This window comes from Duncaniella muricolitica (genome assembly GCF_910574735.1).
GTDB classification, from domain to species: Bacteria; Bacteroidota; Bacteroidia; order Bacteroidales; family Muribaculaceae; genus Duncaniella; species Duncaniella muricolitica.
Genome location: NZ_CAJTCF010000089.1, coordinates 1 through 13,789 on the forward strand (window position 1 = coordinate 1; position 13,789 = coordinate 13,789).

Annotated in this window: 11 protein-coding genes; 5 read left to right on the top strand and 6 right to left on the bottom strand. The window is 54.8% G+C overall.

Annotated features, from left to right (window positions below; translation table 11 throughout):
• Positions 1-282: 282 nt before the first annotated feature.
• The 4 genes from QGT73_RS15100 (at position 283) to QGT73_RS15115 (ending at position 5,425) form a co-directional block, all read left to right on the top strand.
• Positions 283-1,047: a rhomboid family intramembrane serine protease gene (locus tag QGT73_RS15100; RefSeq protein ID WP_123618298.1), complete on the top strand. Its 765-nt coding sequence runs from the start codon at positions 283-285 to the stop codon at positions 1,045-1,047.
• Positions 1,034-1,879, top strand: a complete 846-nt coding sequence (locus tag QGT73_RS15105; protein WP_280122974.1) for a rhomboid family intramembrane serine protease — start codon at positions 1,034-1,036, stop codon at positions 1,877-1,879. The genes QGT73_RS15100 and QGT73_RS15105 overlap by 14 nt, the downstream gene beginning before the upstream one ends.
• A gap of 166 nt (positions 1,880-2,045) precedes the next feature.
• Positions 2,046-3,215 (top strand): endonuclease/exonuclease/phosphatase family protein, encoded by a 1,170-nt coding sequence (locus QGT73_RS15110; RefSeq protein WP_280122975.1) that lies wholly within the window; start codon positions 2,046-2,048, stop codon positions 3,213-3,215.
• Between the two features lie 38 nt (positions 3,216-3,253).
• Entirely contained in the window at positions 3,254-5,425 is a 2,172-nt protein-coding gene (locus QGT73_RS15115; RefSeq protein WP_280122976.1) for a M3 family metallopeptidase, read from the top strand.
• Positions 5,426-5,540: 115 nt separating this feature from the next.
• On the opposite strand, the gene QGT73_RS15120 is transcribed toward QGT73_RS15115, so the two are convergent.
• The 5 genes from QGT73_RS15120 to QGT73_RS15140 all read right to left on the bottom strand — a co-directional run bounded on the left by QGT73_RS15120 (position 5,541) and on the right by QGT73_RS15140 (position 12,153).
• On the bottom strand, positions 5,541-6,521 hold the full coding sequence (locus QGT73_RS15120) for an MBL fold metallo-hydrolase (protein WP_280122977.1): 981 nt from the start codon (positions 6,519-6,521) through the stop codon (positions 5,541-5,543).
• Positions 6,522-6,561: 40 nt separating this feature from the next.
• Positions 6,562-7,263 (bottom strand): SAM-dependent methyltransferase, encoded by a 702-nt coding sequence (locus QGT73_RS15125; RefSeq protein WP_280122978.1) that lies wholly within the window; start codon positions 7,261-7,263, stop codon positions 6,562-6,564.
• Positions 7,264-7,412: 149 nt separating this feature from the next.
• Positions 7,413-8,870, bottom strand: a complete 1,458-nt coding sequence (gene sufB / locus QGT73_RS15130) for a Fe-S cluster assembly protein SufB (RefSeq protein ID WP_280122979.1) — start codon at positions 8,868-8,870, stop codon at positions 7,413-7,415.
• On the bottom strand, positions 8,860-9,375 hold the full coding sequence (locus QGT73_RS15135; RefSeq protein ID WP_280122980.1) for a CvpA family protein: 516 nt from the start codon (positions 9,373-9,375) through the stop codon (positions 8,860-8,862). The genes sufB and QGT73_RS15135 overlap by 11 nt, the downstream gene beginning before the upstream one ends.
• Before the next feature lie 162 nt (positions 9,376-9,537).
• Positions 9,538-12,153: a valine--tRNA ligase gene (locus QGT73_RS15140; protein ID WP_280122981.1), complete on the bottom strand. Its 2,616-nt coding sequence runs from the start codon at positions 12,151-12,153 to the stop codon at positions 9,538-9,540.
• A gap of 189 nt (positions 12,154-12,342) precedes the next feature.
• Between QGT73_RS15140 and QGT73_RS15145 the strand changes: the two genes are divergently transcribed.
• Positions 12,343-12,888, top strand: coding sequence for an outer membrane beta-barrel protein (locus tag QGT73_RS15145; protein WP_280122982.1), 546 nt, complete (start codon positions 12,343-12,345; stop codon positions 12,886-12,888).
• Between the two features lie 79 nt (positions 12,889-12,967).
• On the opposite strand, the gene QGT73_RS15150 is transcribed toward QGT73_RS15145, so the two are convergent.
• Positions 12,968-13,789: hypothetical protein (locus tag QGT73_RS15150; protein ID WP_280122983.1), on the bottom strand; the 822-nt coding region annotated here is incomplete at its 5' end.

Genomic DNA, 13,789 nt, shown 5'->3' on the forward strand with positions numbered 1-13,789 from the left:
TTTATGGATCTGCATTCAATCGTCGAGACAACCAAGAAGCACGGCAACTCGCCCTACAACGCAATCCTCGCCCTTTTCTAAACGGCGACTACATCGGCGCGTCCGCTGAATAGTTACTGCTCTGAACGTGGACGGATAATAAATGTTAAAACAATGAAATCTCTTTTGAACCAAATCATGTCAAAAAGTATTAATAATAGATGTCTTGTCATTCGTATTTCGTACTTTTGTGCGAAATAAGTAATTCAAAAAAAATATACATCACATAAGCAACTCTGAAAAATGAATACGCGAGGCTCGATTTTCGGTCAGATACCCCCTGTGACCAAAAACCTCATTATTATAAACTTCATCGTGTGGCTGGCCATGTTTGTGTTGCCCGGCCGGCTTGGCGCGAGGCTCGAGGAGTTTGGCGGACTGCATTATTTCACGGCCTCAGGCTTCAACCCCGTGCAGTTTGTCACCTATATGTTCATGCATTCCACAGGAGGTTTCGCCCACATTTTTTTCAACATGTTCTCGCTATGGATGTTTGGCACCGTGCTTGAGCGCACTTTCGGCAGCGCGCGTTTTCTGTTCTACTACATGTCGTGCGGCATCGGTGCCGGACTCGTTCAGGAGTTTACCTGGATGCTTACGTGGGAAAACACTCTGACCCCGATGCTCGCCAACAGTGTGGGGGTCGATTTCCCCGAGGCCCGCGAGATACTCACCTCGCCGCTCTATCACGAGCAGGTGTCGCAGTGGCTCAATATATTCGTGACCATCGGAGCCTCGGGTGCCATCTACGGTATCCTTCTGGCCTTCGGCATGATGTATCCCAATGCGCCCCTCTATCTCTTCTTCGTCCCCGTGCCTGTCAAGGCCAAATGGATGGTGGCCGGCATGATAGCCATAGAGCTCCTCATCGGTCTGAGCGAATCGGCCGGACGCTCTGACGGCATTGCCCACTTCGCCCACCTCGGAGGCATGATATTCGGCTTCCTCATCATATATTACTGGAAGAAAAAAGGCACCTTCGGAGGGGGCGGTTATGGAGGCTATTGATCGTCTGCGCACAGGATTCAGGCAATCCTCCACACTTATGAAGATAGTGTGGGTCAACGTGGCCGTCTTCGTGCTGCTGCGCCTCATCGCCATAGTGTTTGTATTCTCTGGCAGACCCGATTACATCGACCTGATGCTTGCGCAGGTCGAGCTGCCTTCGTCGCCGGCCGTTTTCTTGACGCGTCCGTGGACTCTTGTGACCTACATGTTCGCGCAATACGACCTTCTTCATGTCGTGTTCAATATGCTGTGGCTCTACTGGTTCGGCACAATGTTCACGATGACGGCCTCATCGCGCCGTCTGCTGACGCTCTATCTCTGCGGAGGTCTGGCCGGAGCGGTGCTGTTCATGCTGGGCTACATGGTGTTGCCGATGTTTCACAGCTCATATGGCTCTCTCATAGGCTCGTCGGCCTCGGTGATAGCCGTCGTGACGGCTGTGGCCATACTGATGCCTCATTTCAAGATGCATCTGCTGCTCATAGGCAGCGTGTCGGTCAAGTGGATAGCCATCGTCACCATCGTGCTGGTGCTCGTGGGTGTCACCGGTAGCAACGCCGGCGGAGAGATAGCCCATATAGGGGGCGTGATAGCCGGTGTGTTCTACGGCCTGTGGATCAAGCGTGGGCACGAACTCTCATTTCGTCGTCCGTCACGGCGTCACACTCCGGCCGAACCCCCTTCGTCTTCGTCATCATCAGGCACGGGACTCTCTGCCGACGAGCGTGCCGAACTTGACGCTATCCTCGACAAGATAAAGAAGTCGGGCTACACCTCGCTCACCTCATCCGAGCGTGACCGCCTGTTTAGTGTAAGCCGAAAAATTAAATAAAGTTAAATTAAGAGATCCTCATAGCTAAAAGTGTAAAGTCAAATGTTAAAAGAATAACGGGCTTGAAGTGCGGCCGAGCCGACACTGTCTTCCATTCATCATTTAACTACACACACAACCATTAAAGAATCAGGTCGGCCCTGATTTTTTAACTGCAAAAAAGAACATGACAAATTCTCGTTTTCATCATTTTGTAACACGTCCCACCAAAGCCACTCTCACCACCATATTGTTTGTTGTGAATGTACTTGTGGCGTTGGTAACCCTTGTGGGTGCCTATGGGGGCTATGTCGACCCGGGCCGTTTTGTCATCCCGGCTCTTGTGAGCATGATGCTTCCGGGGCTTCTGATCGCCGGAGTGCTGGTGCTTGCAGTCGATTTGTTTGTCAAGCGCAGATATGCGTGGATACCCGTGGTCACCTGGGTGATTTCTATCCCCTCGCTGCTCGATTATTCGCCGCTCAACATAGGCTCCTCGTCGCTTACCCCCGAAGAGAAATCGCGCTCGTTTACATTTCTCACCTACAATGTGCTCCACTTCTGGGATTTCCGCGGCAATGTGCCCGACCTTGAGAGCAACGCCACCATTGACTATATCCTCGAGACCGATGCCGACATCGTGAGTCTGCAGGAGGTGGAGTTTATCAAGTCGTGGCCTTTGTGGCGCATCACCCCCGAGCAGGTGCGCGCTCTCGACGCGCGTTACCCCTATCGTGTGGTCAATGTCAACAATCAGCTCACGGTGCTGTCAAAATACCCCTTCGAGTATGAAAATATTCCCATCCCGCAGCCCATGGACGTGAGGATGGCTCTCTTCAAGTTTAACATCATGGGCCACACTGTCAGACTCTTCAACGTGCATCTCGAGTCGATAGGACTGAGCATGGCCGACAAGGAGCTTTATCAGAGTCTTTTTGAAAAGGCCCCCGGCAGCGAGCGGCAGTGGACCAAGGAGCTCAAGGATGTGAAACACCAGCTCATCGACAAGCTCTCCATTGCCTTCAACAAGCGTGCCGACCAGGCCCGTTTCATCCGTAAGACCATCGACTCGATAGGGGGCGACTTCATCGTGGCCGGTGACTTCAACGACATACAGGGCTGCTATGCCGTCCGCACCATCAAGGGCGACGACATGCATGACGCATATGCTCAGAACGCCTTCGGACCAACCATAACCTATCATGGCAACCGTTTCTATTTCCGCATCGACCATGTGCTCTATGGTGGCGATATGGAGGCGGTCGACATCGAGCGTGGCGACGTGACTTCGAGCGACCATTACCCGTTGCTCACAACATTTGTGTTTGACGAACCGCCATCTCACACCGACAAGTAACTCATCAACACTTAAATCTATAATTAGTTTTTATCAACATGAAACCACTCATCCGAGCCGCCCTCCTTACGGCCGCGCTCACAATCCCGACAGCAATGAATGCAGAGTCACAGCGGGTCAACCCGTTTATGGAGCCTTACGGCACCAAGTATGAAATCCCTGCTTTCGACAGGATACAGTATTCCGACTATCTGCCGGCCATCAACAAGGGCCTGGAAATCAAGCGTGGTGAAATCAAGGCTATAGCCGAAAATCCGGCCGAGCCTACATTTGAGAATACCATTCTTGCCATGGAGAAGTCGGGCAAACTGCTCTCGGAGGTCATGAGAGTCTTTGGCTCGCTCTGCGAGACCGACAACACTCCCGAGATGCAGGAGCTTTCCGAGACAATCTATCCGCTCGTGTCGGCCGCTTCCGACGAGGTGAAGATGAATCCCCGCCTGTTTGAGCGCGTAAAGAAACTCTACGACAAGCGCGACCAACTGGGCCTCAAACCCTACGAAGTACGTGCCATCGAGCTGTCCTACAAGGATTTTGTCCGCAACGGCGCGCTTCTCTCCCAGGCCGACAAGGATGCTCTTATGGAGGTCAACAAGGCTCTGACCGACCTTTTCCTGAAATACAATAAAAACCTTCTTGCCGCCACCAACTCGTTTGAGCTTGTGGTTGACTCCAAGGCCGACCTCGCCGGCATCCCCGCCGGCATCGTGGCCACAGCGGCCGCCGAGGCCAAGGAGCGCGGCAAGGATGGCAAGTGGGTGTTCACACTCCACGCCCCCAGCCGTCTGCCCGTGCTCAAGTATGCCGATTCGCGTGCCGTGCGCGAGAAGATGTACAAGGGATATATCAACCTTGCCTCTCAGGCCCCCTATGACAACCGTCCCATCATCGGCGAGATTGTCAAGCTCCGCGCCCGCAAGGCCGCCATACTCGGCTACAAGGATTTTGCCTCTTATATGACCGACAATGTCATGGCCAAGACTCCCGAGGCTGCCACCGACCTGCTCATGAAGATATGGACCCCGGCTGTCAACCGCGCCAAGGAAGAGATTGTCGAGATGACCGACTATGCCCGCGGCGAGGGTCAGAATATCACCATCGAGCCATGGGACTATTATTACTATGCCGAGAAGGTACGCGCTAAAAAATTCGATCTCGATGAGAACGAGGTAAGTGCCTATTTTGCCCTCGACAATGTGCGCAAAGGCATCTTTACCCTCGCCGAGAAGCTCTATGGCGTGAAGTTTACCGAGATGCCCGACGCTCCCAAATACAATCCCGAGGTCATCGTCTATGACGTCACCGACGCCAAGAGCGGCGAGCATGTGGCCGTCTTCATGACCGACTACTTCCCCCGTGCCACCAAGCGTCAGGGCGCATGGATGGACGAGCTTCGCGGCTCGTTTGCCGATGCCGACGGCACCGTGCAGCGTCCCATCGTATATAATGTGGGCAACTTCACACGCCCTGCCGGCGACACTCCCGCTCTGCTGACTGTCGATGAGGTCGAGACCATGTTCCACGAGTTCGGCCACGGACTTCACGGCATGCTCAGCCGCGCCAAGCTCCGCTCCCAGTCGGGCACCAACACCGACCGTGACTTTGTAGAGCTTCCCTCTCAGATCACCGAGCACTGGGCCATGGAGCCTGAACTGCTCAAGGACTTTGCCTTCCACTACAAGACCGGCGAAGTGATACCCGCCGAACTCATCAACAAGCTCCAGGCTGCTTCGACCCACAATCAGGGCTTCACAACTACCGAACTTGCCGGAGCTGCACTGCTCGACCTCGCATGGGGTGCTGTCAATCCCGCCGAGGGCGACAACATCGACGTCGATGCCTTTGAAAAGCAGGTGGCCGACCGTCTCGGCATGCCCAAGGAGATAGCCTACCGCTATCGTTCACCCTACTTCAAACACGTGTTTGGCAGTGACGGTTACGCTTCGGGCTACTACACCTATCTCTGGGCCGAAGTCCTCGACACCGACGGCTTTGAACTCTTTGCCCAGAAGGGTGTATTTGACCCTGAGACCGCACGTTCTTTCAAGGAAAACATCCTCGAGATGGGCGGCAGCGAAGACCCCATGGAGCTCTATGTGCGTTTCCGCGGACATCAGCCTTCGGTCGACGCTCTCCTGCGCAACCGCGGCCTCATCCCCTCGTCCACTCCGGCCAAGGGCGGTGACATCTCCACCAAGGGAGGTCTTTGAGCCTTTGTAGTTTATAGAGTCTAAAGAGTTAAAAAAGTTAAGATAATAGCTCTGTTGTCAACTAATTTCAACCGAGCTATTATCTTAACTTTTTTAACTCTTTAGACTCTATAAACTACAAAGAATAGAGTGGCGTCACCGCATATCGGGGTAGGGCGATGATGCGCAGAGGAGCAGCCTCGGGCTGACGTACGGTGTCAATGGCATCGCTCACAGTCTCGAGTGCAAGTTCGGGGATATTATTGTCATGCGACAGGTGACAGAGATAGATATTGCGCATCTTCTCTGAATGTATCAGCGCGAGATAACGAGCGGTCACGGCATTGTCGAGATGGCCGTTGTCAGCCACAATGCGGGCCTTGAGATGTTCGGGATAGGCACCGTTGCGCAGCATATGCAGGTCATAGTTGGCTTCGATGATTATAGTGTCGGCCAGACGCATATAATGGTCCACTCGCGGCGATATGCAGCCCAGGTCGGTGGCCACAGTGATGGCGCGGTCGCCGTGGGTGATGTGAAAGCCGGCGTTGTCCGACCCGTCGTGCATCACCTCGAACGGTGTGATTTCAAATCCTCCGATTTTGAACGTAAATTCCTTGTATATAGGAGTGTGATAGTCCTTGATGCGGCGAGATATATTATGGCGGCGCAGTATGCCGTTAAACGTTCTCAGCGTGCAGTAGAGCCTCATGTGGCGGTTGGCACGCAACAGCGAGTAGGCCTGTGAGATGTGGTCGTGATGGTCGTGGGTGAGTATGATTCCGGCCACACGGTCCATGGTGATGCCGTTGGCCACGAGCGATGATGTCACCTTCTTGGCATCTATGCCCGCATCGATGAGAAATCCGCTCTTGCGGTCGCCGATATATGCGCAGTTGCCACTGCTGCCGCTTCCGAAGCTCATGAAAAATACCTTGTCGGAGGCCTCGAGCGGGGGGAGCTCGTCGATAATCGTAGGCCGGGCATAGGTCTTGGCGATGTGCTCCATCTTCTCGGGCGGTATTATTTCAAAACCACTGTCGAGACGTTCGCTGAAATCGTCAACCCTGTCAAAGAGTCCTGGTTGCTGTGGAGGCGGGCTATATTTGCGGCGCATATTCGTGGTACGGTTTTTCTGTGGTTTTGTTAATAAGGCCTCAACTGTAGAGCAGGAATATTGTCGGGATTTTGTCGTAGTTATATTCCCGCTTGGCCCATTTTGAGAGTGGCAGTGTGATTATTTCCTGTCCCGGTCCTGTGATGTCAGAGGCGACGCATAGCTTGATGCCCGAGGGGAGTGATGAGCACAGTTCGGCTATGAGACGGTTGTTGCGATAGGGGGTCTCGATAAATATCTGAGTCTGGCGGCGTGAGCGGATGAGGCGTTCCATCTCGCGCAGTTTTTCGGCGCGGGCACGTCCGTCGTGAGGCAGATAGCCGTTAAAGGTAAACGACTGTCCGTTAAATCCCGAGCCCATCAGAGCCATGAGTATGCTCGACGGGCCCACGAGAGGCACCACCTTCACCCCCCGCTCCTGAGCCACAGCCACAAGGTCTGACCCCGGGTCGGCCACGGCAGGGCAGCCGGCCTCAGAGATGACACCGATGGAATGGCCCTCGGCTATAGGCGTGAGCATGGCAGGCACCTCGGCCGGGTCGGTATGTTCGTCGAGAGTGGTGAATGTCAGTGTATTGATGTCAATCGACGGGTCACAACGCTTCAGAAACCTTCGGGCTGTGCGCACATTCTCCACCACATAGTGACGTATCTCACGGATAATTTCTATGTTGAGAGGCGGCAACACATTCCCTACGGGCGCATCGCTCATCGTTGACGGTATCAGATAAAGAGCAGCCATCTGGTTCAATTAGTAATTAGTAATTAGCAATTAGCAATTAGCAATTAGTAATTAGCAATTAGTAATTAGCAATTTAATGAGAGGTAAGAAATCAATAGTCATTCACATCAGCAATTACTAATTACTAATTGCTAATTACTAATTGATTTTTACCCGACGCTTCCCTCCAGTGAAATCTGGAGTAGTTTCTGAGCCTCGACGGCAAACTCCATCGGCAGCTTGTTCATCACCTCGCGGGCATAGCCGTTGACTATCAGGGCAACGGCTTCCTCGGTGGGAATGCCGCGCTGATTGCAGTAAAATAGCTGGTCCTCCGAGATCTTCGACGTCGTGGCCTCATGTTCCACTATGGCAGTGTCGTTGAGAATGTCTATATAGGGGAAAGTGTGCGCGCCGCAGTGGCTGCCCATGAGCAGCGAGTCACACTGCGTGTAGTTGCGGCAGCCGGTAGCCTCGGGAGCCACCTTCACCAGTCCGCGGTAAGAGTTCTGGGAATATCCGGCCGAAATACCCTTCGAGACAATGGTCGACGTAGAGTTCTTGCCGAGATGTATCATCTTGGTGCCCGTGTCGGCCTGCTGGCGGTTGCGGGTCACGGCTACGGAGTAAAACTCGCCGCGCGAATAGTCGCCCTTGAGTATACACGAGGGATACTTCCATGTGATGGCCGATCCGGTCTCCACCTGAGTCCACGACAGTTTGGAGTGGTCGCCGCGACACAGTCCTCGCTTGGTCACGAAGTTATACACGCCACCTCGCCCTTCGGCATCGCCTGCATACCAGTTCTGCACGGTCGAATACTTCACCTCGGCACGGTCCTCGACTATGATTTCCACGATGGCCGCGTGCAGTTGGTTTTCGTCGCGCATAGGAGCCGTGCATCCTTCGAGATAGCTCACATAGGCGTCGTCGTCGGCCACTATGAGCGTGCGTTCAAACTGTCCCGTGCCGGCCGCGTTGATGCGGAAGTAGGTCGACAGCTCCATAGGACATCTCACACCCTTGGGTATGTAGACAAACGACCCGTCGGAGAACACGGCCGAGTTGAGTGCGGCATAGAAGTTGTCGCGATAGCTTACCACCGAGCCAAGATACTTCTTCACCAGGTCGGGATAATCCTTTACGGCTTCCGAGATGGAGCAGAATATGATGCCCTTCTCGGCAAGTTTCTCGCGGTGGGTGGTCTTGACGCTCACCGAGTCCATCACGGCGTCGACAGCCATGCCCGAGAGCACCTTCTGCTCCTCGAGCGGTATGCCCAGACGGTTGAACGTGTCGAGCAGTTGCGGGTCCACTTCGTCAAGACTCTTGGGGCCCTCCTTCTTGACCGGTTCGGCATAATAGCTGATGTCCTGAAAGTCGATGGGGGGAATGTCAAGATAAGCCCATTCGGGCACGGGCAGTGTGAGCCAGTGACGGAATGCTTTGAGACGGAAGTCGAGCAGCCACTCCGGCTCGCCCTTCTTGGCCGAGATAAATCTCACCACATCCTCATTGAGACCTTTGGGGATGATATGTGTGTCGATGTCCGACGTGAATCCATACTTGTATTCGCCCGACGTGGCGTTGTTGAGTATTTCGTCGTTATCGTGTTTGTTAGCTTCCATGTTGTGCTTCTTGAAAGTTTTGGGTAAACGCCCCCCATGCCGCGGGGGCGATTTCCATTATAAATTGCACCGTCTCCTTGCCCAGACGCGAGCGTGAGCCGAGGTCGGAGCCCGATACGATTATCACATAGAGGTTGAGAGCCACGCTCAGGGCCAGGAGCCATTTCACGATGCTCACCACCGCGCCGGCCATACGGTCGAGCGGACCGAGCAGCAGAGTGTGGGTCACCGTGCGCAGCAGGCGCGCTATGAGTATCACGGCATAATATGCCACGATATACACTCCCGCATAGGCCAGTATCGAATAGGCATACTTCGACATCGAGTTGACCTCGGGGCCCTGGTCGGCGGGCATAATCATGTCGGTGACCTGCGGACCAAACAGGCGACATGCCACCACTCCGATGATAATGGCTGCCACCGAGCCCAACTGACCGATGAATCCCTTTCGGAAACCCATCACGGCCGCCGCCACGACTACCGCTATAATAATTACATCAAGCATGAATCTTTGGTTCGATGAAATAAGTATCAAAAATCATTAACCGCACTCGGGCCATGGGACGTCAGCCGACGCCCGGGCTTGGATTGTCATTTCACAAGGCTTATATACATATCCTTGCAGTGACAGGGGGCTGCCCCCGTCACCACAAGGCTATATATTCACTTATGCCAGCGATGCGAGAGTCTCGCGCAGAGCCGCGAGCTTGGTCTCGGCGTCAGAGAGTTTCTTGCGCTCGCCCTCGACTACAGCCGCCGGTGCGTTGGCCACAAAACGCTCGTTGGAGAGCTTCTTCTCCACTGACTTTTTGAAGCCTTCGTAATAGTCGATTTCCTTGGCTATCTTGGTCTTCTCGGCCTCAATGTCGATATTGTTGAGCAGAGGCACGTTAAACTCGGTCGTGCCCACCAGGAACGAAGCGGCCGCAGGGTCCTTCTCGGTAGCTGTCTCCACCTTCTCGAGCATGGCGAGCTTGCCTATCACGTCGGCCAGCTCCACCTTCTCGTTGATAGCGAGAAGGGTCAGCAGCTCGCGGTTGGGGATATTGCGCTGTGCACGCACTCCGCGCACACCGTTTACAATCTCCTTGGCCTTCTCCACAGCGGCGAGCAGAGCCTCGTCCACCTCGCCGGCTACGGGCATGGGGGCATACATGATTGACTCGCCCTCGCGACGCTCGCCCATGTGCTGCCACAGCTCTTCGGTGATAAACGGCATGAAGGGATGCAGCATGCGCAGCAGCGAGTCGAAATATCCGATAGTCGCCTCATAGGTGGCGCGGTCGATAGGCTTCTGATATTCGGGCTTGACCATCTCGAGATACCACGACGAGAACTCGTCGCGGAACAGGCGGAACACCGCCATCAATGCCTCCGAGATGCGATATTTGTCAAACAGGTCATTGACCTCCTCGATCGAACGGCTCAGCAGGCTGTCAAACCATTTCACGGCTGTGGCCGAGCTTGACGGCTGCTCGAGTGTCGGGTCTACCTCCCAGCCCTTGACCAGACGGAAGGCGTTCCATATCTTGTTGCAGAAATTGCGTCCGTTCTCACACAGCTTCTTGTCAAAGAAGATGTCGTTGCCTGCGGGAGCGGCGAGCATGATGCCCATGCGCACACCGTCGGCTCCGTAATCGGCAATGAGTTCGAGCGGGTCGGGCGAATTGCCGAGCTGCTTTGACATCTTGCGGCCTATCTCGTCGCGCACGATGCCGGTGAAATATACGTTGTTGAAAGGCTGCTTGCCCATGTACTCATATCCGGCCATAATCATGCGGGCCACCCAGAAGAATATGATGTCCGGACCGGTCACGAGGTCGGATGTCGGATAGTAATACTTTATCTCCTCGTTGTCGGGGTCGAGTATGCCGTTGAAGAGCGAGATGGGCCAGAGCCACGACGAGAACCATGTGTCGAGGCAATCCTCGTCCTGACGCAGGTCGGCCGCTGTGAGCGACGCATCCTTCTCGCGGGCAAGCTCGAGAGCCTCCTCGGCCGTCTCGGCCACTACAAACGAGCCGTCGGGCAGATAATAGGCCGGCACGCGGTGGCCCCACCACAACTGACGCGAGATGCACCAGTCGCGTATGTCGGTGAGCCAGCGGCGATAGGTGGTCTTGAACTTCTCGGGCACAAACTTGATTACGCCCTCCTCGACCGAAGCCAGGGCCGGCTCGGCCAGATGCTGCATCTTGAGAAACCACTGGTCGCTCAGGCGCGGCTCGGTCACGGTGTCCTGATTGCGCTCCGAGTATCCCACCTTGTTCTCATACTCCTCGATTTTCTCGATGAGACCTGCCTCCTGCAGATCTTTGGCTATCTGCTCGCGGCAGGCAAAGCGGTCCATGCCCACATACATGCCGGCGGCCTCGCTGATGGTGGCGTCGTCGTTGAATATGTCAATAGTCTCCAGGCCATGCTTCTCGCCCAGCATATTGTCGTTCATGTCGTGGGCCGGAGTCACCTTCAGACAGCCTGTGCCGAAGTTGATGTCCACATAAGTATCCTCGATTACGGGGATCTCGCGGCCTACCAGGGGCACGATTACCTTCTTGCCGCGCAGATGCTGGTTTTTCGGGTCCTCGGGGTTGATACACATCGCCGTGTCGCCCATGATGGTCTCGGGACGGGTAGTTGCCACGATGGCATAACCCTCCTCGCCGACAATCTTGTAGCGCAGATAGTAGAGCTTGGAGTGCTCCTCCTTGTACACAACCTCGATGTCCGACAGAGCCGTCTTGGCCTTGGGATCCCAGTTGACCATACGCTTGCCGCGATATATCAGGCCCTTGCGGTAAAGGTCGACAAACACGTGTATCACGCTCTTGGAGCGGATCTCGTCCATGGTGAAAGCGGTGCGGTCCCAGTCACACGACGCGCCAAGTTTCTTGAGCTGCTCCAGGATAATACCGCCATGCTTCTCTTTCCACTCCCAGGCATGCTTGAGAAACTCCTCGCGCGAGAGGTCGCTCTTCTTGATGCCCTCGGCGGCCAGCTTGTTGACCACCTTGGCCTCGGTAGCGATGGCCGCATGGTCGGTGCCGGGCACCCACAGCGCGTTTTTGCCCATCAGACGGGCACGGCGTATGAGTATATCCTGGATAGTATTGTTGAGCATATGCCCCATATGGAGTATACCTGTGACGTTAGGCGGGGGAATCACTATAGTGAACGGCTCGCGGGCGTCAGGCTCGGAGTGAAACAGTTTATGGTCCATCCAATAGGCATACCATCGATCCTCCACTGCGCGGGGATCATACTTTGAGGCTATTTCTTCCATATAAGGTGATAATTGTTTAATTGTCAGTTTTTCAGTTTTAAAGTGCAAAATTACAAAAAAACAATGACAAGTTTTTGCTTTTTCTTCAACTTTATTAATCCCGAGGTTGTTTAGAAAGGTGAAATTACGTTTTGACAAGTGAACAGTCATTAACTAAAATCCTCACAATTAATTAACATCCTCACAATTATGAAGAAGTTTTTACTTATGGCCGTCATGGCCGTCGCAGCATTGGGAGCCTCGGCTCAGAGCGGATCATGGTATTCGGGTGGTCAGGTTACATTCGGACGCACCACCCATGAAGTAAGCGGACTTAAGACCACTCAGGTCACCGTGCTCCCCGAGCTCGGCTATAATGTCACCGACAATTTCGCGCTCGGTGCTGTGCTCGGAGTGTCCTACAAGAAGACCGGCGACCAGAAGCTGACCGTATTCAAGGTCAATCCCTATGCGCGTTACACCTATTTCAGCTCTGACCGTGTCGACCTCTTCGTCGACGGTGGCGTAGACTTCGGCATCGGACGCGCCGACGGACACTGTGCCGTAGAGTATGGCATCGGCCTCCGTCCAGGCGTAGCCTTCAATGTCTCTGACCGTTTCAGTCTTGTGGCCCACGTCGGATTCCTTGGCTATCAGAGCGGCAACCGTCCCGCCAAGCGCAACGGTACTCCCGAAAACTGGGGCCTCGACCTCAACTCCAACAACCTCATGCTCGGCTTCTACTATCACTTCTAAAGGGCCGATGGTTTAGATAAATACGTCAATGAACACTTGCCGTGCGGTTTAGCTTTGGGCTGCGGAGCACGGCGTACCGCTAAAGAGAAGGAGGATGCGCTCCTTCTCTTTTTTTGTCGTCAATGAGTGTGTGCAGGAGGGGGACGATGCGGACAATGACGGGGATGGTGATGACTGTGACGGGTGGCGGTGATTCGGGCGGGGGAGTCTTTGTGACTGTGAGGCGGGTGATGTGGCCTGTGTCGCAGCCGTAGGGTGACCAGGGGTCGAGCCGCAGGTGGATGACGAGGAAGCCGGAGGGGTCGAGGATGGGGTAGAGGGTGGAGCAGACGCGGCGGAAGTTGCGGGTGTCGCGTATGAGGGGTGAGTAGGTGCGGGCGAGGTGGGCGTCGAGCAGGAGCATGAATGAGGGGGTGGAGCCTCGGACGGTTTCGATGCGCCGGTAGGTGATGTGTCGCAGACGTGGTATGCGCCGGGTCTTTTTGGGGTTGTCGGGGGTGCACAGGAGGGCTGTAGCGCCCTGTGGTGAGGTGGCGAGACGGTAGTTTTGATAGGCGCGGAGTATGGGGCGTGAGTCGTGATGTCCGCTGTCGATGATGAGGAGGGGTGTGGGACGGGCGTTGCGGCTTTTTTCGAGGGCGGATATGACGATTTTCTCGGCGGGGGTGAGTTGCCTGCCGAGATAGCGCGAGAATCCGTGACACCAGATGTCGGGGATGCGTCGCGGTCGTGGGTGGTTGGTGGTGATGAGCCGCATTTTCGCCTTTTTTTCGATGGCAAAGGTAGCGTGGATTTTGGCGAAAAGGGTGCGGTGATGACGCTCCGCGCTCACACAATTCAAAGGGGAGGGCGAGCTGAAACTCGCGAGCAGGGGACAAAGCTGCGCGGCGGGGGGAGCTGG

Coding starts and splice junctions, on each gene's coding strand:
- QGT73_RS15140 (WP_280122981.1), bottom strand. CDS start 12,153: ATGGAAGAAATAGCCTCAAAGTATGATCCCCGCGCAGTGGAGGATCGA.
- QGT73_RS15105 (WP_280122974.1), top strand. CDS start 1,034: ATGGAGGCTATTGATCGTCTGCGCACAGGATTCAGGCAATCCTCCACA.
- QGT73_RS15125 (WP_280122978.1), bottom strand. CDS start 7,263: ATGGCTGCTCTTTATCTGATACCGTCAACGATGAGCGATGCGCCCGTA.
- QGT73_RS15120 (WP_280122977.1), bottom strand. CDS start 6,521: ATGCGCCGCAAATATAGCCCGCCTCCACAGCAACCAGGACTCTTTGAC.
- QGT73_RS15110 (WP_280122975.1), top strand. CDS start 2,046: ATGACAAATTCTCGTTTTCATCATTTTGTAACACGTCCCACCAAAGCC.
- QGT73_RS15135 (WP_280122980.1), bottom strand. CDS start 9,375: ATGCTTGATGTAATTATTATAGCGGTAGTCGTGGCGGCGGCCGTGATG.
- QGT73_RS15115 (WP_280122976.1), top strand. CDS start 3,254: ATGAAACCACTCATCCGAGCCGCCCTCCTTACGGCCGCGCTCACAATC.
- QGT73_RS15100 (WP_123618298.1), top strand. CDS start 283: ATGAATACGCGAGGCTCGATTTTCGGTCAGATACCCCCTGTGACCAAA.
- sufB (WP_280122979.1), bottom strand. CDS start 8,870: ATGGAAGCTAACAAACACGATAACGACGAAATACTCAACAACGCCACG.
- QGT73_RS15145 (WP_280122982.1), top strand. CDS start 12,343: ATGAAGAAGTTTTTACTTATGGCCGTCATGGCCGTCGCAGCATTGGGA.